A 22,881-nucleotide genomic window follows, 5' to 3' on the forward strand; every position below is an offset into this window, starting at 1 on the left:
CTGAACCGAACCGTCGTAGTACTTCAGGTCGTTGATCATGACCGAGTCCCACAGACCGCGAGCCTTGAGGTCGCGAACCAGGTACGGGTTGATCACGGTGAATTCGCCCGACAGGTTCGATTTCACATACAGGTTCTGGTAAGTCGGTTCGATCGACTGCGATACGCCGGTGATGTTGGCGATGGTCGCGGTCGGTGCGATGGCCATGATGTTGGAGTTACGAATGCCTTTCTGTACACGGGCGCGAACCGGTGCCCAGTCCAGGGTTTCGTTCAGGTCAACGTCGATGTACTTCTGGCCGCGAGCCTCGATCAGGATCTGTTGCGAATCCAGCGGCAGGATGCCTTTGGACCACAGCGAACCCTGGAACGTCTCGTACGCGCCGCGCTCGTCAGCCAGGTCGCAGGACGCCTGGATCGCGTAGTAGCTGACCGCTTCCATCGACTTGTCGGCGAACTCGACGGCAGCGTCGGAACCGTAAGGGATGTGCTGCAGGTACAGCGCGTCCTGGAAGCCCATGATGCCCAGGCCGACCGGACGGTGCTTGAAGTTGGAGTTCTTCGCTTGTGGCACCGAGTAGTAGTTGATGTCGATAACGTTATCGAGCATGCGTACGGCGGTGTTCACGGTGCGTTCCAGCTTGGCGGTGTCCAGCTTGCCGTTGACGATGTGGTTCGGCAGGTTGATCGAGCCCAGGTTGCAAACGGCGATCTCGTCCTTGTTGGTGTTCAAGGTGATTTCGGTGCACAGGTTCGAGCTGTGAACCACGCCGACGTGCTGCTGCGGGCTGCGCAGGTTGCACGGGTCTTTGAAGGTCAGCCATGGGTGGCCGGTTTCAAACAGCATGGAGAGCATTTTGCGCCACAGGTCTTTGGCCTGGATGGTCTTGAACAGTTTGACCTTGCCTGGGTATTCGGTCAGGGCTTCGTAGTACTCGTAGCGCTCTTCGAAAGCTTTACCGGTCAGGTCGTGCAGGTCCGGTACTTCGGATGGCGAGAACAGGGTCCACTTGCCGTCGTCGAAGACGCGCTTCATGAACAGGTCAGGGATCCAGTTGGCGGTGTTCATGTCGTGGGTACGACGACGATCATCACCGGTGTTCTTACGGAGTTCGATGAACTCCTCGATGTCCATGTGCCAGGTTTCCAGGTAGGCACACACCGCGCCTTTGCGCTTGCCACCTTGGTTAACGGCAACGGCGGTGTCGTTCACCACTTTCAGGAACGGCACCACGCCTTGCGACTTGCCGTTGGTGCCCTTGATGTAAGAACCCAGTGCACGCACCGGCGTCCAGTCGTTGCCCAGGCCGCCAGCGAATTTCGACAACATGGCGTTGTCGTGGATCGCGTGGTAGATGCCCGACAGGTCATCCGGCACGGTGGTCAGGTAGCAGCTCGACAGCTGTGGACGCAGGGTGCCGGCGTTGAACAGGGTCGGAGTCGACGACATGTAGTCGAAGGACGACAGCAGGTTGTAGAACTCGATCGCACGGTCTTCTTTGTGCTTCTCTTCGATCGCCAGGCCCATGGCCACGCGCATGAAGAAGATCTGCGGCAGTTCGAAGCGCACGCCATCCTTGTGGATGAAATAACGGTCGTAGAGGGTTTGCAGGCCCAGGTAGGTGAATTGCTGATCACGCTCGTGGTTGATCGCCTTGCCCAGTTTTTCCAGGTCGAAGGACGCCAGCACAGGGTTCAGCAGTTCGAACTCGATACCTTTGGCGATGTAAGCCGGCAGTGCCTTGGCGTACAGGTCGACCATTTCGTGGTGAGTGGCGCTTTCGGCCACACCGAGGAAGCCCAGGCCTTCGGCACGCAGGGTGTCCATCAGCAGGCGGGCGGTGACGAACGAGTAGTTCGGCTCGCGCTCGACCAGGGTACGGGCGGTCATCACCAGGGCGGTGTTGACGTCGGTCAGGGCCACGCCGTCGTACAGGTTTTTCAGGGTTTCGCGCTGGATGAGGTCGCCGTCGACTTCTTCCAGACCTTCGCACGCTTCGGTGACGATGGTGTTCAGGCGGCCCATGTCCAGCGGCGCCAGGCTGCCGTCAGCGCGGGTGATGCGGATCGACGGGTGCGCGTTGACCGCTTCTTCGGCCGGGGCGTGGGCAGCGCGTTCTTTCGAACGACCGTCACGGTAGATCACGTAGTCGCGCGCCACTTTCTGCTCGCCGGCACGCATCAGGGCCAGTTCGACCTGGTCCTGGATTTCTTCGATGTGGATGGTGCCGCCCGAAGGCATGCGACGCTTGAAGGTCGCGGTGACCTGTTCGGTCAGACGGGCAACGGTGTCGTGGATTCGCGACGAAGCGGCAGCGGTGCCGCCTTCAACTGCGAGGAACGCTTTGGTGATAGCGACGGTGATCTTGTCATCGGTGTAAGGAACGACAGTGCCATTACGCTTGATCACGCGCAGTTGACCAGGCGCGGTTGCTGCCAGATCCGAAGTCGAATCGGCGGCCTGCGGCAAGGTGCCCTGCGGGTTCTCGCGAGTTGTGTCGGTTTGCATGGGTGTCTCCACGTTCTCTATGTTTGTTTGGGCACCATCACGGTGCCCACCGTTCCGTCCTGAAGCACTACAACCGGCACGCGCCGGGCATAACGACTTCGGGACAGTTCAGGAAGAGGGCCTTGTGAGCGCCGCTTCCATGCCGAAGTCTTCGGCTCACGCGATACGCGTGAAACCGCATTCCTTTCGGGGAGCAGTTCGCCACTGCAACACCCGTACCGTAAACGCCGTGATCGGCTGAAAAACGGTAGCCATCCGCAGGCGCGGTTTGGGCTTCTGAAAATACGTTTGGTTCAACCTGACAATGGCAATAAAAAGCCTTGAATTCACTGTCCGGTTTGTGTTTGGTTTTTTAGTGCCAACCCCTACATGTAGGGTTTTTTTGCGCACGGGCTACAAGATAATGCGTTTTAGGGGCGGATTGCAACGTACTACCTGTGGATAAACCTGTGCGTAAATTGTGTGTGAAACAAGGAAAAAGCGTGTAGGCCGCGAACCTGCTGACCTAGACCGTTTGTCACTGTTTTTTCACCCGGAAAAACGCTTCAGCGGATTTTTAAGGGCGCGAACCCTATCACAAAAAAACGCTGTGTCCGAACGCATTTACCGACTTGTGTTCTGGCTGTACGCCGTTTATACAATCGGGCCATGCGCAGGCATCTTTATCCTCCAGAAACATGACAAAAGGACGGGAAGCTCACGCTAAATATCGCGTACCTCCGTAGGAGCTGCCGAAGGCTGCGATCTTTTGATCCTGATCTTGAAAAGCAAGATCTAAAGATCGCAGCCTCGTTTCACTCGACAGCTCCTACAGGGATTGTGTGTCTGGGCAATCGCCTTCCTTTTATTAATAACAATAGAAAGCAGAGGTCACCGGTGGAGCAACAAGCCTTTCAGGTATTGATCGTCGAAGATGACCAGCGACTGGCCGAACTCACGCGCGACTACCTGCAAGCCAATGGACTGCGCGTGGACATCGAAGGCAATGGCGCGCTGGCGGCGGCTCGGATCATCAAGGAGCAACCGGATCTGGTGATCCTCGATCTGATGCTGCCTGGTGAAGATGGTCTGAGCATTTGCCGCAAGGTGCGCAATCAATTCGACGGGCCGATCCTGATGCTCACCGCGCGCACCGATGATGCCGACCAGATTCAGGGCCTCGACCTCGGCGCCGACGATTACGTCTGCAAACCCGTGCGCCCTAGATTGCTGCTGGCGCGGATTCAGGCGTTGCTGCGACGCAGTGACAGCGCCGAGCCGGTCGCGGAAAAATCCCGTCGTCTGCAATTCGGCCCGCTGGTGGTCGACAACGCCCTGCGCGAAGCCTGGCTGAGCGACAACGGCATCGAGTTGACCAGTGCCGAATTCGACCTGCTCTGGCTGCTGGTGTCGAACGCCGGGCGGATTCTCTCACGCGAAGAAATCTTCACCGCCCTGCGCGGTATTGGTTACGACGGCCAGGATCGCTCGATCGATGTGCGCATTTCGCGTATCCGCCCGAAAATCGGCGACGACCCCGACCATCCGCGCCTGATCAAGACCATTCGCAGCAAAGGTTATCTGTTCGTCCCTGAAGCCTGCATAGACCTGTCGCTGTGAACTCGATCTTCCTGCGCATCTACGGCGGCATGTGTGCAGCGCTGATTCTGGTAGCGGTGCTTGGCGTGCTGGCGCTTAACCTGCTCAATCAGGTACGCAGCGAGCAATACCGCGAGCGCCTGGCCCACGGCACGTTTTCGCTGATGGCGGGCAACCTGCAACCGATGAACGAGACCGAGCGTCATCGTGCGCTGCTGGTGTGGGAGCGTCTGCTCGGGATTCCGCTGGCGCTGAAGAAGTTTGCCGACACCGATCTTGATCTGTCCCAACGCACCCGAGTGCAGCGCGGTCAGGCGCTGGTCGAGCAGACCGGGCCGCACGCGGCCAAGGTTTATCGGATGGTCAGCGACAAGGAACAGCTCGTGCTGGTGGGGGAAGTGCAGCAGATCAGTGAGCAGTTGGCCCGCGCGACTATTTATCTGTTGGCCGATGAGCTGGTGCGCGTACCGGTGGGTGAACAGCCCAAACGCCTTGAGCAGATAAAGGAAGAGAAAGGTTTTGGTTTTGACCTGCGGCTGGTCACGGTAAACGACGCTGACATGGACGAAGACCAGAGCCGTCGCGTCTCCGAAGGCGATACGGTGATGGCGCTGGGCAAGGGCGGCGATTCGATCCGCGTGTTTGCCGGCATGGTCGGCACGCCGTGGGTGCTGGAGATCGGGCCGTTGTATCAGATGAATCCGTACCCGCCGGAATGGCTGGTGCTGATTGCCGCACTGGGGCTGAGTTTGATCGGCCTGATCGTTTATCTATTGGTGCGTCAGCTCGAACGGCGTTTGCGCGGCCTCGAAGCGGCGGCCACGCGTATCGCCAAAGGCAGTCTGGAAACCCGCGTGCCGGCGCGCGGTGCTGACTCGGTCGGGCGCCTGGCGTCGGCGTTCAATGGCATGGCCGAGCACTTGCAACAGTTGCTGGCGATCCAGCGTGAACTGGTGCGCGCGGTATCCCATGAATTACGCACGCCGGTGGCGCGCCTGCGTTTCGGTCTGGAAATGATCGGCTCGGCAACCACCCCGCAAGCGCTGGAAAAGTACCGCGAAGGCATGGATCACGACATCGAGGATCTCGATAAGCTGGTCGACGAAATGCTCACCTATGCGCGACTGGAGCAAGGCTCACCGGCGCTGACGTTCCAGCGCATTGACCTGGATGCGTTGGTCAATCAGGTCATCGAAGAGCTGGCGCCGTTGCGTGCCGAGGTCACGGTGCAGCGTGGTTTGTGCCTGTCTGCGGCGGACAACGACGATGCCTGGGTCGAGGCCGAGCCGCGCTATCTGCATCGCGCGTTACAAAACCTGGTGAGCAACGCCATGCGCCACGCCCGTTCGAAAGTCACGGTGAGCTATCAGGTCGGACAGTTGCGCTGCCGGGTCGATGTCGAAGATGACGGGCCGGGCGTGCCGGAAGTGGCGTGGGAGCGAATCTTTACGCCGTTTCTGCGCCTGGACGACAGCCGTACGCGGGCCTCGGGCGGGCATGGTCTGGGGTTGTCGATCGTGCGGCGGATCATTCACTGGCATGACGGCCGGGCGATCATTGGCAAGAGCAAAAGTCTGGGAGGGGCTTGCTTTAGCTTGAGTTGGCCGAGGAATCAGGAACGCCGCTGAGTTTTGTGTTGGCTCGGCAGGCCTCATCGCGAGCAGGCTCAGTCCTACAGGCGAACGCATTTCAATGTAGGAGTGAGCCTGCTCGCGATGAGGCCAGTGCCCACACCAAAAATCTTCAGGCTTTGATGCTGACCAGACTCAACAACTGCCCATCCCGCACCCCGAACTGCGCATCCAGTTCAGTGCCGTTGCGCCATTCGGCAGACAGGTCCGTCAACAACCGCAACCTCACCTGACCCGCTTCAGTCCACTCCAGCACTTCAGCATGCTCGAAGTAAAAGCGCTGCTGCACAATCGGGTACAGCGCCTTGAACAAACTCTCCTTCACCGAAAACGTCAGCGTCACCCACAACGCCAACTGTTCCCGCGAGGCGGCCGTCATGCGCTGCATTTCAGGTGGCGTCAGAATCTCTCCAGCCAGGCGCTCGGCGCGTTCGGTACTGAGCAGATTTTCCAGATCCATGCCCAAACCGCGCCAGTGTTGCTTGTTGGCGACAATTGCGGCGGCATGGCCGGTGCTGTGGGTGATCGAGCCGCAGATGTGCGCCGGCCATATGGGCGCGCGGTCTTCACCGATCGCCGGCACCACGCTGCTGCCTTCCAATTGCTGCAACGCCGCGCGGGCGCAGATACGCCCGGCGAGAAACTCGGCCTGACGTTTGGCCACCGAACGCTGAATGCTCGGCGGCGCGACGACGGCGCTGCGCTGGAAATCATCGCCAAGCAGTTGAGCAGGATCGAAACGGGTACTGAGCAGCACGGTGTCGGCCAATACCGTCGGCAACGGCCAGTGGCTGTCGAGCGCGGTGCAGCAGGCGGGGAGAGTGGGGGTGAGATTCATGGCGGGCATTTTGCCGATTAGTCGGGTCGAGGTCGAGATTATCGTTCCCACGCTCCGCGTGGGAATGCCTCAATGGACGCTCTGCGTCCGCTTTGGGACGCAGAGCGTCCCGGGCTGCATTCCCACGCGGAGCGTGGGCACGATCAGGTGCGGAGGGGTCAGCTAAAGATTTTCTGCAAGAACGCTTTCATGTCCGCCCAGGATTTTTCATCCGCAGCTTTGTTGTAACCAATGTCCGGGCCACCATGCTCGCCATGGCTCAGGCGATCGGCATCCGGATTGGTGAAGCCATGCTTGGCGCCATCCAGACTGACGAACTTGTAGTCTGCCCCGGCCTTGTCCATTTCTGCCTTGAACGCGGTGACATTGTCCTGAGTGACCATGCTGTCCAGCGCACCGTGCTCGACCAGAATCTTCGCCTTCACACTGCCGGGCGTCGCCGGGGTCTTGGTCGCCAGCGCACCGTGGAAACTCACCACGCCCGCCAGCGGTTCGCCTTGGCGCGCTGCGTTCAGCACCACCGCACCGCCGAAGCAGTAACCGATGGCGGCAATTTTATTGACGTCGGTCTGCGGCTGTTTCTTCAGCAAATTCAGCCCCGCCTCGAAGCGCTTGCTGGAAGCCGCCGCATCCTGAGTCGCCGCCTGCATGAACGCCATCGCATCTTTCGGGTGCTCGGTGTTCTTGCCTTCGCCGTACATATCGATCGCCAGGGCGCTGTAACCGAGTTCGGCGAGATCGCGAGCGCGGCGTTTGGCGTAGTCATTCAGGCCCCACCATTCGTGCACCACGACGACACCCGGACGCTTGCCTTCGATGGCGTCGTCATAGGCGTAGTAACCGATCAGGTTGGTGCCATCGGCGCTTTGATAGGGAATTTCTTCAGTCTTGATCGCTGCCTGAGTGAGGCTGCTGACGGCCAGCAAGGTGAGGGCGAGGAACAGGCGCATGGTCGGGTCTCCTGACAATAAAAGGTCAGATCAGCCTAGTTCATTTGGTTCAGGTCAGGTTCAGAGACGGTTCAGGGGCGGTACAGGGGGAGGTCAGTAACCTTGCGCCATACCCAAACAGCACTGTGAAAGAGGAAATACCCATGACTTTTAACAAACTGTTGCTGGCATTGACCGTAATGAGCGCCAGTATCGCGGCCCAGGCCGATACCACGTCGAACTTCGCCGGCCTGACCTTCGGCCAGACCAGTGACAAGATCAACAAATCCAGTTCGCTGAACAACAACCTCGATCATCCGAACGCCACCGGCGCGATCGACGGCAACAACACCTACGGCGTCCGCCTCGGTCAGCAAAACAGCCAGGGTCGCTACTACGCCACCTACGACAACGTGTCGGGCTCGCACAATGGCATTAAACTGCGTCAGGAAAATCTGTTGGGCAGCTACGATCTGTTCTACCCGGTGGGCGGCAGCACCAAGTTGTTCGGCGGTGCAACGGCCGGTCTGACCAAACTGACTCAGGAGTCGCCAGGCTTTAGCCGCGACAGTGATATCGGTTATGCCGTCGGCGGTCAGCTCGGTGTGTTGCAGCAAGTATCGCAGAACACCTCGGTCGAACTCGGTTACCGTTACCTGCGCAGCAACGCCAGCACCGAGATGAGCGAGCGCGGCGGCAACAAGCAAGGCTCGCTGGATTTGACCAGCAGCGCCCAGACTTACCTGTCGGCCAACTACAATTTCTAAGGAGTTGCCAGCAGGTTCAATGTGGGAGCGAGCCTGCTCGCGAAAGCGGTGAATCAGTCGATCAATTTATCGACTGACACACAGCCTTCGCGAGCAGGCTCGCTCCCACAGGTGTGTGACTGGAGATTCTGATTTGCCCGGGAGAGTGTTATGAAACTGTTGGTCGTCGAAGATGAAGCGCTGTTGCGCCATCACCTGCAAACCCGCCTCACGGAGAGCGGTCACGTGGTCGAGTCCGTGGCCAATGCCGAAGAGGCGCTGTACCAGACCGGACAGTTCAACTTTGACCTGGCGGTGATCGATCTCGGCCTGCCGGGCATGGGCGGTCTCGACCTGATTCGCCAGTTGCGCGCGGGCGGCAAGACCTTCCCGATCCTGATCCTCACCGCGCGCGGCAACTGGCAGGACAAGGTCGAAGGCCTCGCCGCCGGTGCCGATGACTACGTGGTCAAGCCGTTCCAGTTCGAAGAGCTCGACGCCCGTCTGAATGCCTTGCTGCGCCGCTCCAGCGGGTTCACCCAGTCGACCATCGTCGCCGGGCCGCTGCTGCTTGACCTCAATCGCAAACAGGCGACTCTCGACGAACAGCCGCTGGCGCTGACGGCCTATGAGTACCGCATCCTCGAATACCTCATGCGCCACCATCAGCAAGTGGTGCCCAAGGATCGCTTGATGGAACAACTCTACCCGGATGACGACGAGCGCGATCCGAATGTCATCGAAGTGCTGGTCGGCCGCTTGCGCCGCAAACTTGAAGGCCCGGCCGGTTTCAAGCCGATCGACACCGTGCGCGGTCTCGGTTACCTGTTCAATGAGCGCTGCACTTGATTCGTTCTCTTCGCGTTCGCTTGATGCTCGCCGCCACCACGTTGGCGGTGTTGTTCATGCTCGCCTTGCTGCCGGCAATGCAAGGCGCCTTCAGCCTTGCGTTGCAGGATTCGATCGAGCAGCGCCTGGCGTCTGACGTGACCACGCTGATCTCGGCCGCACGCATCGAAAACGGTCGGCTGGTGATGCCCAATCAGTTGCCGGACGAGCGCTTCAATCTCACCGACTTCCGTTTGCTCGGTTACATCTACGACCGCGAAGGACATCTGGTCTGGCGCTCGAAAGCCACCCAGGAAGAGCAGATCAACTACAAACCGCGCTACGACGGCCTCGGCAACGAGTTCGCGCGGATCCGCGAGGCCAACGGTCAGGAATTCTTCGTTTACGACGTTGAAGTCAAACTGCTCGGCGGTAAAAGTGCGGCGTTCAGCATCGTCGCCCTGCAACCGGTGCGCGAGTACGAAACCACCCTCGAAGGCCTGCGCGAGAATCTCTACCTCGGTTTTGGTGCAGCCTTGCTGGTGTTGCTGGCGCTGTTGTGGATCGGGCTGACCTGGGGCCTCAAAGCCTTGCGCCAACTCAGTCAGGAACTCGATGAAATCGAGGGCGGCACCCGCGACAGCCTGACCGAACAACATCCCCGCGAACTGCTGCGCCTGACCGGCTCGCTCAACCGTTTGCTGCACAGCGAGCGGCAACAGCGCAGCCGTTATCGCGACTCTCTCGATGACCTCGCGCACAGTCTGAAAACCCCGTTGGCGGTGTTGCAAGGCGTCAGCGAGGACATGGCTCAACGTCCCGAAGAACGCGATCAGGCCTGGGTGCTGCAGAGCCAGATCGAACGCATGAGCCAGCAGATCAGCTACCAATTGCAACGGGCCAGTTTGCGTAAAAGCGGTCTGGTACGACATCAGGTGCGCCTGCAACCGGTGCTGAAAAGCCTCTGTGACACGTTGGATAAGGTCTATCGCGACAAACGTGTGCGAGTGGCATTCGATCTACCCGAGCATTGCTACGTGCCGATCGAGCAGGGCGCGCTGCTGGAGATGATGGGTAACCTGTTGGAAAACGCCTATCGCCTGTGTCTGGGCGAAGTGCGCATCAGCGTGCGCGAAAGCTTGGCCGGAGTTGAATTGTGTGTGGAAGACGACGGCCCCGGTGTGCCGCCGGATCAGCGCGCGCGGATTCTCGAGCGTGGTGAACGCCTGGATGCTCAGCATCCGGGGCAGGGGATCGGCTTGGCGGTGGTCAAGGACATCATCGAAAGCTACAACGCCAAACTGGCCTTGGGTGATTCGCCGATGGGCGGGGCGGCGTTCAGGATTCATTTTCCGGCGGTGTGATCGGGAGTTGCCCTCACCCTAACCCTCTCCCAGAGGTAGAGGGGACTGACCGAAGTGTCTTGCGAAAATGATCGACCTGAGCGATTTGCAGCGAATATGGATTCAATAGAGAGCTTGCAGGTCGGCGTATTTCTCAAGCATCCCCCAATCAGTCCCCTCTCCCCCCGGGAGAGGGTTAGGGTGAGGGGCTTTTGATTTGGCGCCTCACTGCTCCTGCGCCCGATAAGCCCCCGGCGTCAGCCCCGTCCACTTCTTGAACGCCCGGTGAAACGCCGACGGCTCAGAGAATCCCAATTGTTCGGCAATCTGTTGCAACGACAGATCCGCCCGGCCCAAATGATAGATGGCGATATCCCGCCGTAGCTGATCCTTCAATTCCTGAAAACTGCTGCCTTCCTCACGCAAATGCCGGCGCAGGGTCTGTGGGCTGATGTGCAAGTGCGCCGCCACTGCCTCCAGATCCGGCCAGTTAGCATTGTCGCGGCTGAGCAAGCGGCGCAGGCGACTGCTGAGGCTATCGCCATCGTCCGGACGTGAGAGCAGGTCGGCGGGGGAGCGTTCGAGGAAATGTTTGAGCGTGCGTTCGTCCTGCAATAGCGGCATAGACAGATAGCGGCTGTGGAATAAAAGGCTGCTTTGATCAGTGCCGAAGGTCAGCGGGCAGGGAAACAGCAGATCGTATTCGGCGCCATGCTCGGGGCGCGGATAGCTGAAACTCGCCTGTTCGAGGCGAATCCGCTGACCGATCAGCCAACTGCCGAGGCGATGCCAGATCACCAGCAGGCTCTCAGTGAGAAAGTGATCTGGATCCCACAACGGTGAGTCGTCGAGGCTCAGGCGCACCCATTCGTCTTCGCGCGTCAGGCTCAGGCGCGGGGCTTCGGGGAATAGGCTATAAAACAATAAACCGCGTTGCAGGGCTTTCTCCAGATTGCGGCAGTGAATCGAGGCGTGGCACATCATAGCGAAACTGCCGGGTTTGCTCGGCGCGTTGCCGCAACCCAGATATTCGTCGTCCAGCGCCAGCCACAGGCCCTGAATCAACCGGGTGAATTGTTCCGGGGCAATGCGCGCGCGTGGCTCATCGAGCAGTTCCGGGCTGATGCCCAGTTGCAGCAGCAGGCCCGAGTAATCGAAACCCACGCGGCGCGCGCCACCGAGGGCGGCACGGGCAAAATGACTGGCGATGGTGCGTTCGCGCATAAGCGGCAGATCCTTCCTCAGGCGCCGGATGGTAGCTGGCGGCTGGACGCGCCTACAAGGCGGATTTCCGCCAAATTGTAGGACGAGAAGCGGCGAGTTGGCGGAAATCCGCCACGTCTGAGTCACAGGATGGTGACATCCGTAGACCCGTTACCCCTGATATCAAAAGGCTTGCTGGCAATCGCACCAAAGTGGCACGACGTTTGCGATACAAGCCACAGAAGCGTGCGTTTGGCCCTGATGGAAAACGCTGCTCCAACAACAAATCCCTCCAGTGCAGGAGGGTTCGCAATTAAGGTTTCGCGGCCAACAGATGGATGTTGCCACGCGGGACGCTTGAGGAAACCTGCAATGACGACTCGTCAGCCACTGTACAAATCCCTGTATTTCCAGGTGATCGTTGCCATCGCCATCGGCATCCTGCTTGGTCACTTCTATCCTCAGACCGGTGTGGCCCTCAAGCCGCTGGGTGACGGGTTCATCAAACTGATCAAAATGGTCATCGCCCCGATCATCTTCTGTACCGTTGTCAGCGGCATCGCCGGCATGCAGAACATGAAGTCCGTGGGCAAGACCGGCGGCTATGCGCTGCTGTACTTCGAAATCGTTTCCACCATTGCCCTGCTGATCGGTCTGATCGTGGTCAACGTTGTGCAACCGGGCGCCGGCATGCACATCGACGTCACCACCCTGGACGCCTCGAAAATCGCCACTTATGTGACGGCCAGTAAAGACCAGAGCATTGTCGGTTTCCTCCTCAATGTAATCCCGAACACCATCGTCGGCGCGTTCGCCACCGGTGACATCCTGCAAGTGCTGATGTTCTCGGTGATCTTCGGCTACGCCCTGCATCGCCTGGGTTCGTACGGTCGTCCGCTGCTGGACATGATCGATCGCTTCGCCCACGTGATGTTCAACATCATCAACATGATCATGAAACTGGCGCCGCTGGGTGCTTTCGGCGCGATGGCCTTCACCATCGGTGCCTACGGCGTCGGCTCGCTGGTGCAACTGGGCCAGTTGATGATCTGCTTCTACATCACCTGCATCCTGTTCGTGGTGGTGGTGCTGGGTGCGATCTGCCGTGCTCACGGTTTCAGCGTGTTTAAACTGGTGCGTTACATCCGTGAAGAACTGTTGATCGTACTGGGCACGTCCTCGTCGGAATCGGCACTGCCACGCATGCTGATCAAGATGGAGCGTCTCGGCGCGAAGAAATCCGTAGTGGGTCTGGTGATCCCGACCGGTTACTCGTTCAACCTCGACGGTACTTCGATCTACCTGACCATGGCGGCCGTGTTCATCGCTCAGGCGACCGACACCCACATGGACATCACCCACCAGATCACTCTGCTGCTGGTATTGCTGCTGTCCTCCAAAGGCGCGGCTGGCGTGACCGGTTCGGGCTTCATCGTACTGGCCGCGACCCTGTCGGCGGTAGGTCACCTGCCGGTGGCCGGCCTGGCGCTGATCCTTGGTATCGATCGCTTCATGTCCGAAGCTCGCGCACTGACCAACCTGGTCGGTAACGCAGTAGCCACCATCGTGGTTGCCAAGTGGGTCAAGGAACTGGATACCGATCAGCTGCAAACCGAGCTGGCCTCGGGCGGTCGCGGTATCTCCGACGAGCGTGAAGAAGACGACCTGGGTGTGGCTGAAGGCCCAACCCCAAGCAATGTGAAATAAGCACTGCTTGCCTGGAAAAACCCGCTTCGGCGGGTTTTTTCTTGCCTGTTGTTTGAGCGTAACGGTCACACCCGCTGACATTTCCGCTGATTGCCGTGCGCGGCATCGCTGCCTAGGCTGAGTGCATCGCTTAAGGAGTTCGCCCATGTCCGCACCGCTGGCCTCACTGAAGATCCTCGATTTCTCGACGCTGTTGCCGGGGCCGTTTGCCTCGCTGTTGCTGGCGGACATGGGCGCCGAGGTGCTGCGCATCGAATCACCGACACGCCTGGATCTGCTGCGGGTATTACCGCCCCATGATGGCGGAGTATCGGCCAGTCACGCCTACCTCAATCGCAACAAGCGCAGCCTGGCACTGGACCTGAAACAGCCCGAGGCGTTGGAAGTGGTCAAGCAGTTGCTCGGCGATTACGACATCGTTCTCGAGCAGTTTCGCCCCGGTGTGATGGAACGTCTGGGGCTGGGTTACGAAGCACTGAAAGCGATCAATCCAAAACTGATCTACGTGTCGATCACCGGTTACGGCCAGACCGGGCCGTACAAGGAGCGCGCCGGGCATGACATCAATTATCTGGCACTGGCGGGGCTGGCCAGTTACACCGGCCGCGCCGAAAGCGGACCGTTGCCGCTGGGCATGCAGGTAGCGGATGTCGCTGGTGGTTCGTTGCACGGGGTGATCGGCTTGTTGGCCGCTGTGATTGCGCGGCAGCAAACGGGGCAGGGCACGCATCTGGACGTGAGCATGACCGACTGCGCGTTCAGTTTGAATGCCATGGCTGGCGCTGGGTATCTGGCCTGTGGCGCAGAGCCAGGATGGGAAGATCAGATGCTCAATGGCGGCAGTTTTTACGACTACTACCGCTCGCGGGATGGGCGCTGGATGTCGGTGGGCAGTCTGGAGCCGGCCTTCATGCAGCCACTGTGCGCCGCGCTGGGGCGGCCGGAGTTGGCGGCGCTGGGGTTGTCGCCCAAACCTGAGCAGCAGCGACAATTGAAATACGCGCTGACGGTCGAGTTTGAAAAGCATGATTTTGCTGAACTGTGCGAGTTGTTTGCCGGGATCGATGCGTGTGTCGAGCCGGTGTTGAACTTGGCAGAGGCGGTGCGCCATCCGCAGTTGCAGGCGCGTGAGCTGGTGACGCAGGTGCCGCGCGGGGATGGCACCACGCAGGCGCAGATGGCGTGTCCGTTGAGGTTTTCCGAGGAGTTACCGGCGCCCCGGCATGTTGGCGCGGCGTTGGGGCAGCATACGGATCAGGTGTTGGGGGAGTTGGGGTTTAGTGTTGAGCGGATTGCCGAATTGCGAGCCTTAAAGGTAGTTGCGTAGCTCGTTCCCACGCTCTGCGTGGAAATGCATCCCGTGACGCTCTGCGTCACAGTGGACGCGGAGCGTCCATGGCGGCGTTCCCACGCGGAGCATGGGAACGATCAGGGAGTCATTCGACGCGCATCTCACCACTGAACACCAAGGTACTGCGGCAGCGCCGACACAAATACCGCCGCCCCTGCCGTACCAGACTATGGCGCTGCGCCGAGAACGGAAAATCACTGTCGGCGCACGGGCATTTGTAGATGTAACGAGTCACGCTGCGGCGTTTGATTGCATAGGTGTGGCAGCGATCCGGCGGCAGTTCGTAAACCCCGCGCATGATCAGTTGCCACTCCTCGCCATGGGGCTGGATACGGTCGCCAAACAACTGATGAGCGATCAGGTGCGCGACTTCGTGGGCCACGGTCTGCTTGAGGAAGTGTTCGGCGTTTTCCCGGTACAACTGCGGGTTGAAGCGCAGCAGGTTCTCGTGCAGATGCGCGACACCGGCTTTTTGCCCGCGCAGCTTGAGGCTGACGACAGGGCGTGGGAAAGAACGTTTGAAAAAGGATTCGGCGAGTTGGTAACAGTCTTCGACGCGGGTATTGAGTTGCTCGGGCATGCTTGATGGATCTCCAGAGACGTCGAGTATGCCGCAACGCCTTGGACTTGCGAATCGTCGAGCTGCCGAATGGTCATCCGGCAAACGACAAGGCCGCCTTGCGGCGGCCTCGGATTGGCTTGGCGAGTCAGTTGGTATAGACGGGACCAACGCCCAGCCCCCACACAATCACGGTAAACGCCATGATGGCGACCAGCACCACCAGACCCACGGCCAGCACTGAGCTGGAAAACAGGAAGCCTTCGTCCGATGGAATATTCATGAACGTCGGCAGGCCCACGTACAGCAGGTACACCGTGTAGCAGATGGCCGCCGTGCCGACGATCATTCCCAGCCACATATGCGGATACAGCGCCGCCAGCCCGCCGACAAACAACGGTGTCGCGGTATAAGTGGCAAACGCCACGCAGCGAGCCAGACTCGGATTGGCGTCATAGGTCCGGGCCATCCAGTGCACGAAGGCACCCATGACCGCGACCCCGCCGAGCATCGCCAGGTACGACATGACGGTCATCCAGATCGCGCTTTCGACGGTGAGCATCACCGGCGCGCGGTTACCAATCACCCAGCCGACCTGGGTGGTGCCGATAAACGCCGAGATTGCCGGAATCGCCGCCAGAATCAGCGTGTGCGTCAGGTACATGTGGCTGATGCTTTCCTCTTGGTCGCCACGGATTTCCTTCCATTCCTGATCGGGGTGGGTGAAAAGTCCCACTACGTGATGGATCATGCCAGTCACTCCTCTTGTTATTGCCATCGCCCCCCAACGGAGCGCCTACGGGCCAAGGTGGCCGAGCAAATACAGGTCTTCAGATGTGTGCGACCTTATGTCGCAGTATAGAAAGGTCTTACCCGCACAGGTATTAGGGGCTTAGAGCAAATCGCGCTGTAAACAAGTGGCTTAATCGCCGCGCAGTCTTGACGAGCCCCCGTAGGAGCTGCCGAAGGCTGCGATCTTTTGATCTTGTTTTTAAAAATCAAAATCAAAAGATCGCAGCCTTCGGCAGCTCCTGCACGAATATGCATTTCGGAATGCGACCGGTCGGTATGCTTCGCCCACGCCGGGTTTTTGCGTAAAATGCCGGCCTTTCGTCACACCTCACGGATTTCGCGTCATGGGCACTCTTACGGTCAACCAGAACAAACTGCAAAAGCGCCTGCGCCGCCTGGCCGGCGAAGCGGTTGCTGACTTCAACATGATTGAAGACGGCGACAAGGTCATGGTCTGCCTGTCCGGGGGCAAGGACAGCTACACCATGCTCGACGTGCTGCTGCACCTGCAGAAGGTTGCACCGATCAAGTTCGAGATCGTCGCGGTGAACATGGACCAGAAGCAGCCGGGCTTCCCCGAGCATGTGCTGCCGGCCTATCTGAAAGAGCTGGGCGTCGAGTATCACATCGTCGAGAAAGACACTTACTCGGTGGTCAAGGAACTGATTCCGGAAGGCAAGACTACTTGCTCGCTGTGCTCGCGCCTGCGTCGCGGCACGCTGTACACCTTCGCCGACGAAATCGGCGCGACCAAGATGGCCCTCGGTCATCACCGCGACGACATCGTCGAGACGTTCTTCCTCAACATGTTTTTCAACGGCAGCCTCAAGGCGATGCCGCCGAAGCTGCGCGCCGATGACGGCCGCAACGTGGTAATCCGTCCGTTGGCGTACTGCAACGAGAAAGACATTCAGGCTTACTCGGATTTGAAAGAATTCCCGATCATCCCGTGCAACCTCTGCGGTTCGCAGGAAAACCTGCAGCGTCAGGTGGTCAAGGAAATGCTTCTGGACTGGGAGCGCAAGACCCCCGGTCGAACTGAAAGCATCTTCCGCAGTCTGCAGAACGTGATCCCGTCGCAACTGGCCGACCGCAACCTGTTCGACTTCACCAGCCTGAAGATCGACGAGACCGCAGCTTCGCGCTTTGTGAACATCGTCAATCTGTAAACCCATTTCAAATGTGGGAGCGAGCCTGCACGCGAAAGCGGTGTGTCATTCAACTGAATTTGTTGACTGGTACTCCCACTTCGCGAGCAGGCTCGCTCCCACATTGGTTTCTTCGCTTCATTCAATAGGAGAGGGCATGCGCGATTACAAGTGGCTGCACGAATACTGTCTGAACCGCTTCGGTTCGGCGGCTGAACTGGAAGCCCATCTGCCCGTTCCCAAGACTCCCGCGCAATTGCGCAAGATCAGCGACGATCGCTACCTCTCGACCATGGCCCTGCGCGTGTTCCGTGCCGGCCTCAAGCACAGTCTGGTCGACGCCAAGTGGCCGGCCTTCGAAGAAGTTTTCTTCAAGTTCGACCCGGAAAAAGTCGTGCTGATGAGCGCCGAGCACCTTGAGCGTCTGATGCAGGATGCGCGAATCATTCGCCATCTCGGCAAACTGAAAAGCGTGCCGCGCAATGCGCAGTTCATTCTTGATGTCGAGAAAGAGAAGGGCAGTTTTGGCGCGCTGATCGCCGACTGGCCGGTGACCGATATCGTCGGTCTGTGGACGTACCTGAAAAAGCACGGTCATCAATTGGGCGGACTGTCGGCGCCACGCTTTTTGCGCATGGTCGGCAAGGATACCTTCGTGCCGAGCTACGACGTGGTCGCGGCGCTGAACGCACAGAAGATCGTCGACAAGGTGCCGACCAGTCTGCGCGATCTGAAGATTGTGCAGGACGTGTTCAACCAGTGGCATGAAGAGAGTGGCGGGCGGCCGATGAGCCAGATTTCGATGATGCTCGCTTACACCGTCAATCATTGAGTCAATCCGATCGTTCCCATGCTCCGCGTGGGAATGCCGCCCGGGACGCTCCGCGTCCCTGAGACGCAGAGCGTCTCTGGATGCATTCCCACGCAGAGCGTGGGAACGATCGAATGTAGGAGCTGCCGAAGGCTGCGATCTTTTTCCATCAGGCGACGGAGATTTCCCCCTCGCCAGCCAACTTGCGATTCAACTGATACCGCCAGCGCACATACAGCAGTGCCGAGCAGAACACCGCCAGGCTCGCGACCATTTCCAGCACACCAAACAACTGTCGGTTCGGGTCATACGCCGCCAGTGCGCCTTTGATGAAATACAGATTCACCACAAAACACATCCACGAATGGCCACGGGCGCTGCCCATGATCATCGCCGGTGCGAGGACGATCCATGGGATCAGTTCGATCAGCAGAATCACCCACGGCCGCGCACCGTGCAGGTCGGCGAACAGCAGGTAGTAGGCCGCGAGCAAACCGGCGAGAGCGAAAAAACTCAGCAGGCTGACCACCCGCATCGCTTTTACTCGTGGCTCCAGCCATTCGATGGAAGGCAAAACCTTCGGCTTCTTCGCCACTGTCAGCCCTCCAGTTTTTGCGCAATCTTGGCCAGGCGCAAGCCGAGGGCGCGACACAGTGCGACTTCGTGCTGATCCAGACCACTTTTGCCGTCAGCCCCGGCGTGGTGGCTAGCGCCATAAGGCGTGCCGCCACCCTGGGTTTCCAGTAGCGCCGATTCGCTGTACGGCAGGCCGGTGATCAGCATGCCGTGGTGCAGCAGCGGCAGCATCATCGACAGCAGGGTGGTTTCCTGGCCGCCGTGCAGGCTGGCGGTAGAGGTGAACACACCGGCCGGTTTGCCGACGAGGGCGCCGGTCAGCCACAGGTTGCTGGTGCCGTCGAGAAAGTATTTCAGCGGCGCGGCCATGTTGCCGAAACGTGTCGGGCTGCCCAGCGCCAGGCCGGCACAGTTCTTCAGATCATCGAGCGTGGCGTAGAGCGCGCCCTCATCCGGAATGTCCGGCGCTACGGCTTCGCACTCGGTGGAGATCGCCGGTACGGTGCGCAGGCGCGCTTCGAGGCCGGCCTGTTCGATGCCGCGCGCAATCTGCCGCGCCATCTCGTTGGTGGAGCCACTGCGGCTGTAATACAGCACCAGAATGTACGGCGCGCTCACGGTAGCAACTCCAGGATTTTTTCCGGCGGACGCCCGATCACCGCTTTGTTGCCGACTTCGAGAATCGGTCGTTCCATCAGCTTGGGGTGCTGGGCGATAGCGTCGATCAATTGCGCTTCGCCGAGGCTGTCATCAGCGAGTTGAAGCATTTTGTATTCATCTTCTCCGGTGCGCAGCAACTGACGCGCGCTGATCCCGAGTTTGCCGAGCAGGGCCTTGATTTGCGCCGCGTTCAATGGGGTTTCGAGGTAGCGCACGACGTTTGGTGTCAGGCCGCGGGCTTCAAGAAGCTCCAGCGCACCGCGGGATTTCGAGCAGCGCGGATTGTGATAAAGCGTCAGATCGGTCATGGCGGGTCGCTTCTGGCGTAAAGTGGCGGCTATTCTAACTGTGCAGCGCGCAATCCAGAACTGTCAGAGGCGATGGGTCGCAGGCGCGTTTAAATTTTCACAAGGAACACGACATGACACGGCGATTGGCAGCGGCATTGACGGTTATCGGGGCGTTGATGCTGGGGGGCTGCGGCAATGATTACGGGATCGATCAGAATGGGCAGAAAGTCGCCTCCGAACGTCTGGACAAACAGTGGGTGGTGCTCAATTACTGGGCCGAATGGTGTGGTCCTTGCCGAACCGAAATCCCGGAACTCAACCATTTGGCCGATGAGCTCAAAAGCAGGAATGTCGGTGTGTTCGGGGTCAATTTCGACAATGTGCAGGGCGCGGAACTGAAAGAGGCGAGCGAGAAACTCGGCATCAAGTTCACCGTGCTGGCGCAGGATCCGGCGGAGTTGTTCGAGTTGCCGCGCAGTGAGGCACTGCCGGTGACGTATATCATCGACAACAAAGGCAAGGTGCGTGAGCAGTTGATGGGTGAGCAGACGGCGGCGGGTGTGCTGGCCAAACTCGAAGCGTTGCAGGCGACCCAGTAATGTCAAAAGCCCCTCACCCCAGCCCTCCCGAAACGTCGGACCGCCCGTAGGGAGAGGGGGCCGACCGAGGTGTCTGGCGAGTTACATCGACCTGAGAGATCGAGTTGATTGTGGATTCGTCAAAACCAGATCAGCTCGATTAGGCAGTCGCCAGAGTGGGATTCGGTCAATTATGGATTCGGCGAAAACCTTCCAGGTCGGCGTACCTCTCCAATATCCCCCAATCAGTCCCCTCTCCCTCTGGGAGAGGGCTAGGCGGGCGGCGTTCCGATGAGGGCTTGGCGGTCTTGAGACTCAACCCTCTTCCAGCCACCAGCGCAACGGTTTGCCTTCAGCCGGCCAGAAGCGCATCTGCTCGATTGGCGAGATGTCCCAGCGCTGGACATGTTCCAGCGCCTGCAGGAAGCGTTGTTCCTGCTCCATCAGCGCCGGAGCGCAGAGCTTGCGGGTCTTGCCGATCTTGCCGAAGGTGATCTTGTCACCTTCAAGGGTGTACGGCGCGAACCAATGGTTGCAGCCACCGTTGCCATAGGCACGGCCATCTTCACCGAGGGTGATGGTCAGGTGGCTGTAATCCATCAATGGCCGTTCGCCGATCCACTCCAGAATGTAGCTGCGGTTTTGCTGCAGTTGCACTGGCTCCGCAGCGCAGCCTGCCAAACCGACACCGACCAGAGCGGCCAGGGCAAGGCGTTTCATCATGCCGGCTCCTGGCATTTCGGGCACAGGTGCTTGTCGCCGACGGCTTTCCAGCCCAGCTCGGCGATGCGCACGGTGGCGGCCGGTTTCTCGGCGGCTTTGCCGAGTTTGGCATCCACGGCGAACTCGAAGCTCAGCTCTTTGGCGCAGCTGTCGCAGTTGACCTGCCAGGTGTGGATGGCCAGTTCGCCGAACACCGGGCCTGTGGTCATCGCGGTCCATTGGCCCGGCGGGTTGATCAGGTGGCGGACGGTGTCGACGGTCAGGCGCATGGACAAATCCTTGCTGCCTTTGAGGGTGACCAACAGGACATCACCGATGCGGATCGAACCACCGTTGCCGGTGACCTGATAGCGGCCCGGAACCAGGGCTCGGCATTCGGTGAGGGTGTGTTGCGGGTTCATCAGGGTGTAGCGGAAATCGTGTTCGACCATGGGTCCTCCAAATATGCGCGACATGCTAGCACGGGCTCGATTGGAGAATGATGTGCGCTTGCGACCTTCGATCCGGTTCAAATCGACAGGCGCTCATGGCAAACTGCCGCCCCTCGACTCTGAAGGAACGGAACATGGCGCTGATCGAATGTTATGAATGCAAGCGGAGCATCAGTTCCGAAGCCTCGGCGTGCATTCATTGTGGGGCTCCGATGGCGGAGCAGATCGGTCGCGCTCATGCGCAGACGGTCGCGGCAGCAGAACCGGCACCTGCGCCTGCTAAGCCTTCGACGATCTCTTTTGGCAGCCTGCCGCGCAACAAGGCAGTTCCGGAAGCCGCGGCACCCCCTGCGCCGGAGCCGTTACCGAAAGTCATGCCGGCAGCGGCGGGGCGTCGGCGCCGGCAGCCAGTCGAACAGCCGGCGCCAGCGTTTCAAGCGCAGACCAATGCCGATGGCAGCCGTCCGGTAGAAGGCTGGCTGAAGATCATGATCTTCCTGCTGCCGATGGTTTTTGTCTGGTTTCTGCTGCGCAACGGGCACTCGATGAAGCAGCGCTTTTTCGGCTTTGGCTGGCTGGCTCTGTTGATCCTGGCGTCCACGCTGTCGCCAAAGTAAACCGTCAGGCCATCAACCCTCGACCTGGTTGTGCGGTGCACCTGCCGCCCAGGTCGCAATGTTGTGCAGTGTGGTCGCGGCGATCGCGCCGAGTGCTTCATGGGTCAGAAACGCCTGATGCGCGGTGATGATCACGTTAGGAAAGGTCAGCAAGCGCGCCAGCACGTCGTCCTGTAACGGCAGGTCGGAGCGGTCCTCGAAAAATATCTGCGCCTCTTCTTCGTACACATCCAGCCCGAGATAACCCAACTGCCCGTCCTTTAAGGCGTCGATCAGCGCTGGCGTGTCGACCAGACCACCGCGTCCGGTGTTGATCAGCATCGCACCGGTCTGCATGTGCGCCAGCGAGTCGCGGTTGATCAAGTGTTTACTGTGTTCGTTGAGCGGGCAGTGCAGGCTGATGATGCGCGATTGCGCAAGCAGTTCGGGCAGGCTCAGATAACGCGCGCCCAAAGCCACGACCTCCGGGTTCGGATACGGGTCGTAAGCCAGCAGCTGGCAACCAAAGCCGTGCATGATTTTTGCGAACGTCGCGCCGATCTGTCCGGTGCCGACGATGCCGACGGTTTTGCCGACCAGATCGAAACCGGTCAGACCGTGCAGGCTGAAATCGCCTTCGCGGGTGCGGTTATAGGCGCGATGCAAACGGCGATTCAGGGCCAGAATCAACGCGACAGCATGTTCGGCCACGGCATGTGGCGAGTAGGCCGGGACGCGCACGACGCTTAGCCCAAGGCGTTTGGCCGCGATCAGGTCAACATGGTTGAAACCCGCCGAGCGCAGGGCAATCAGGCGCGTGCCGCCAACGGCCAGGCGCTCCAGTACCGGCGCGCTGAGGTCATCGTTGATAAAAGCGCAAACCACTTCGTGGCCGTCGGCCAGTGCGGCAGTGTCGAGGCTGAGTCGAGCCGGCTGGAAATGCAATTCGATCCCGCTTGGGCAAGCGGCACCGAGGAAGCTGTCGCGGTCGTAGGTCTGGCTGCTGAAAACGATCGTGCGCATGAAATCCTCCTGGAGCATCGACGCGGGCGCAA

23 protein-coding genes are annotated in these 22,881 nt (G+C 59.7%); 11 read left to right on the top strand and 12 right to left on the bottom strand.

What is annotated here, in order from left to right; translation table 11 throughout:
- Nucleotides 1-2,508, bottom strand: a 2,508-nt coding sequence (locus ACIPIZ_RS25600; protein ID WP_401168138.1) for a ribonucleoside-diphosphate reductase subunit alpha, incomplete at its 3' end; no start/stop codon positions are given.
- A gap of 876 nt (nucleotides 2,509-3,384) precedes the next feature.
- On the opposite strand from ACIPIZ_RS25600, the gene ACIPIZ_RS25605 reads away from it, so the two are divergent.
- A complete protein-coding gene (locus tag ACIPIZ_RS25605; protein WP_064391638.1) occupies nucleotides 3,385-4,107 on the top strand; it encodes a response regulator in 723 nt (240 codons plus the stop codon).
- Nucleotides 4,104-5,714: an ATP-binding protein gene (locus tag ACIPIZ_RS25610; RefSeq protein ID WP_122662649.1), complete on the top strand. Its 1,611-nt coding sequence runs from the start codon at nucleotides 4,104-4,106 to the stop codon at nucleotides 5,712-5,714. The genes ACIPIZ_RS25605 and ACIPIZ_RS25610 overlap by 4 nt, the downstream gene beginning before the upstream one ends.
- 115 nt (nucleotides 5,715-5,829) lie before the next feature.
- Here ACIPIZ_RS25610 and ACIPIZ_RS25615 read toward each other — a convergent pair whose 3' ends face one another.
- Nucleotides 5,830-6,555: a 4'-phosphopantetheinyl transferase gene (locus ACIPIZ_RS25615; protein WP_064391689.1), complete on the bottom strand. Its 726-nt coding sequence runs from the start codon at nucleotides 6,553-6,555 to the stop codon at nucleotides 5,830-5,832.
- Between the two features lie 158 nt (nucleotides 6,556-6,713).
- Nucleotides 6,714-7,505 (bottom strand): dienelactone hydrolase family protein, encoded by a 792-nt coding sequence (locus ACIPIZ_RS25620; RefSeq protein ID WP_401168141.1) that lies wholly within the window; start codon nucleotides 7,503-7,505, stop codon nucleotides 6,714-6,716.
- A 143-nt stretch (nucleotides 7,506-7,648) separates the two neighbouring features.
- Here ACIPIZ_RS25620 and ACIPIZ_RS25625 point away from each other — a divergent pair, with 143 nt between their 5' ends.
- The 3 genes from ACIPIZ_RS25625 (at nucleotide 7,649) to ACIPIZ_RS25635 (ending at nucleotide 10,422) form a co-directional block, all read left to right on the top strand.
- Complete coding sequence (locus ACIPIZ_RS25625) at nucleotides 7,649-8,251, top strand: outer membrane beta-barrel protein (protein ID WP_064391634.1); 603 nt, start codon at nucleotides 7,649-7,651, stop codon at nucleotides 8,249-8,251.
- 150 nt (nucleotides 8,252-8,401) lie between these two features.
- Entirely contained in the window at nucleotides 8,402-9,079 is a 678-nt protein-coding gene (locus ACIPIZ_RS25630; RefSeq protein WP_016987432.1) for a response regulator transcription factor, read from the top strand.
- Nucleotides 9,076-10,422 (top strand): ATP-binding protein, encoded by a 1,347-nt coding sequence (locus tag ACIPIZ_RS25635; RefSeq protein WP_064391631.1) that lies wholly within the window; start codon nucleotides 9,076-9,078, stop codon nucleotides 10,420-10,422. Before ACIPIZ_RS25630 ends, ACIPIZ_RS25635 begins: the two co-directional genes overlap by 4 nt.
- 204 nt (nucleotides 10,423-10,626) lie before the next feature.
- On the opposite strand, the gene ACIPIZ_RS25640 is transcribed toward ACIPIZ_RS25635, so the two are convergent.
- Complete coding sequence (locus ACIPIZ_RS25640; RefSeq protein WP_401168144.1) at nucleotides 10,627-11,625, bottom strand: AraC family transcriptional regulator; 999 nt, start codon at nucleotides 11,623-11,625, stop codon at nucleotides 10,627-10,629.
- Nucleotides 11,626-11,976: 351 nt separating this feature from the next.
- Here ACIPIZ_RS25640 and ACIPIZ_RS25645 point away from each other — a divergent pair, with 351 nt between their 5' ends.
- Nucleotides 11,977-13,311, top strand: a complete 1,335-nt coding sequence (locus tag ACIPIZ_RS25645) for a dicarboxylate/amino acid:cation symporter (protein ID WP_007917521.1) — start codon at nucleotides 11,977-11,979, stop codon at nucleotides 13,309-13,311.
- A gap of 145 nt (nucleotides 13,312-13,456) precedes the next feature.
- Complete coding sequence (locus ACIPIZ_RS25650) at nucleotides 13,457-14,638, top strand: CaiB/BaiF CoA-transferase family protein (protein ID WP_122853808.1); 1,182 nt, start codon at nucleotides 13,457-13,459, stop codon at nucleotides 14,636-14,638.
- Between the two features lie 109 nt (nucleotides 14,639-14,747).
- On the opposite strand, the gene ACIPIZ_RS25655 is transcribed toward ACIPIZ_RS25650, so the two are convergent.
- Together ACIPIZ_RS25655 and ACIPIZ_RS25660 are read right to left on the bottom strand one after the other, a co-directional pair.
- The gene (locus ACIPIZ_RS25655) at nucleotides 14,748-15,242 is read right to left on the bottom strand and encodes a SprT family zinc-dependent metalloprotease (protein ID WP_064391623.1); all 495 of its coding nucleotides are present in this window, start codon (nucleotides 15,240-15,242) and stop codon (nucleotides 14,748-14,750) included.
- 127 nt (nucleotides 15,243-15,369) lie between these two features.
- Nucleotides 15,370-15,972 (bottom strand): Yip1 family protein, encoded by a 603-nt coding sequence (locus ACIPIZ_RS25660; RefSeq protein WP_053122787.1) that lies wholly within the window; start codon nucleotides 15,970-15,972, stop codon nucleotides 15,370-15,372.
- 385 nt (nucleotides 15,973-16,357) lie between these two features.
- On the opposite strand from ACIPIZ_RS25660, the gene ttcA reads away from it, so the two are divergent.
- Together ttcA and ACIPIZ_RS25670 are read left to right on the top strand one after the other, a co-directional pair.
- On the top strand, nucleotides 16,358-17,182 hold the full coding sequence (gene ttcA / locus ACIPIZ_RS25665; RefSeq protein ID WP_064391621.1) for a tRNA 2-thiocytidine(32) synthetase TtcA: 825 nt from the start codon (nucleotides 16,358-16,360) through the stop codon (nucleotides 17,180-17,182).
- A 136-nt stretch (nucleotides 17,183-17,318) separates the two neighbouring features.
- Complete coding sequence (locus ACIPIZ_RS25670) at nucleotides 17,319-17,993, top strand: DNA-3-methyladenine glycosylase I (RefSeq protein ID WP_105709218.1); 675 nt, start codon at nucleotides 17,319-17,321, stop codon at nucleotides 17,991-17,993.
- Nucleotides 17,994-18,141: 148 nt separating this feature from the next.
- Here the strand turns inward: ACIPIZ_RS25670 and ACIPIZ_RS25675 are convergent, their stop codons facing one another.
- The 3 genes from ACIPIZ_RS25675 to arsC are packed head-to-tail and all read right to left on the bottom strand — an operon-like array spanning nucleotide 18,142 to nucleotide 19,516.
- A complete protein-coding gene (locus tag ACIPIZ_RS25675) occupies nucleotides 18,142-18,567 on the bottom strand; it encodes a DUF2069 domain-containing protein (protein ID WP_105709217.1) in 426 nt (141 codons plus the stop codon).
- A 2-nt stretch (nucleotides 18,568-18,569) separates the two neighbouring features.
- Nucleotides 18,570-19,166, bottom strand: a complete 597-nt coding sequence (gene wrbA / locus ACIPIZ_RS25680) for an NAD(P)H:quinone oxidoreductase (RefSeq protein WP_401168151.1) — start codon at nucleotides 19,164-19,166, stop codon at nucleotides 18,570-18,572.
- Nucleotides 19,163-19,516 carry an arsenate reductase (glutaredoxin) gene (gene arsC, locus ACIPIZ_RS25685; RefSeq protein ID WP_064391614.1) on the bottom strand — a complete coding sequence of 118 codons (354 nt, stop codon included), beginning with the start codon at nucleotides 19,514-19,516 and terminating at the stop codon, nucleotides 19,163-19,165. Before arsC ends, wrbA begins: the two co-directional genes overlap by 4 nt.
- A gap of 113 nt (nucleotides 19,517-19,629) precedes the next feature.
- Here arsC and ACIPIZ_RS25690 point away from each other — a divergent pair, with 113 nt between their 5' ends.
- Complete coding sequence (locus tag ACIPIZ_RS25690) at nucleotides 19,630-20,097, top strand: TlpA disulfide reductase family protein (RefSeq protein WP_105709215.1); 468 nt, start codon at nucleotides 19,630-19,632, stop codon at nucleotides 20,095-20,097.
- A 294-nt stretch (nucleotides 20,098-20,391) separates the two neighbouring features.
- On the opposite strand, the gene ACIPIZ_RS25695 is transcribed toward ACIPIZ_RS25690, so the two are convergent.
- Nucleotides 20,392-20,796 (bottom strand): META domain-containing protein, encoded by a 405-nt coding sequence (locus ACIPIZ_RS25695; RefSeq protein WP_064391610.1) that lies wholly within the window; start codon nucleotides 20,794-20,796, stop codon nucleotides 20,392-20,394.
- Nucleotides 20,796-21,230 carry a hypothetical protein gene (locus ACIPIZ_RS25700; RefSeq protein ID WP_401168156.1) on the bottom strand — a complete coding sequence of 145 codons (435 nt, stop codon included), beginning with the start codon at nucleotides 21,228-21,230 and terminating at the stop codon, nucleotides 20,796-20,798. The genes ACIPIZ_RS25695 and ACIPIZ_RS25700 overlap by 1 nt, the downstream gene beginning before the upstream one ends.
- 134 nt (nucleotides 21,231-21,364) lie before the next feature.
- Here ACIPIZ_RS25700 and ACIPIZ_RS25705 point away from each other — a divergent pair, with 134 nt between their 5' ends.
- Nucleotides 21,365-21,847, top strand: a complete 483-nt coding sequence (locus ACIPIZ_RS25705) for a hypothetical protein (protein WP_401168159.1) — start codon at nucleotides 21,365-21,367, stop codon at nucleotides 21,845-21,847.
- A 12-nt stretch (nucleotides 21,848-21,859) separates the two neighbouring features.
- On the opposite strand, the gene ACIPIZ_RS25710 is transcribed toward ACIPIZ_RS25705, so the two are convergent.
- Nucleotides 21,860-22,849, bottom strand: a complete 990-nt coding sequence (locus ACIPIZ_RS25710; protein WP_122662639.1) for a 2-hydroxyacid dehydrogenase — start codon at nucleotides 22,847-22,849, stop codon at nucleotides 21,860-21,862.
- Between the last annotated feature and the right edge of the window lie 32 nt (nucleotides 22,850-22,881).

Origin of the sequence: Pseudomonas sp. NPDC087690 (genome assembly GCF_044743175.1) — a bacterium.
Classification (GTDB): Bacteria; Pseudomonadota; Gammaproteobacteria; order Pseudomonadales; family Pseudomonadaceae; genus Aquipseudomonas.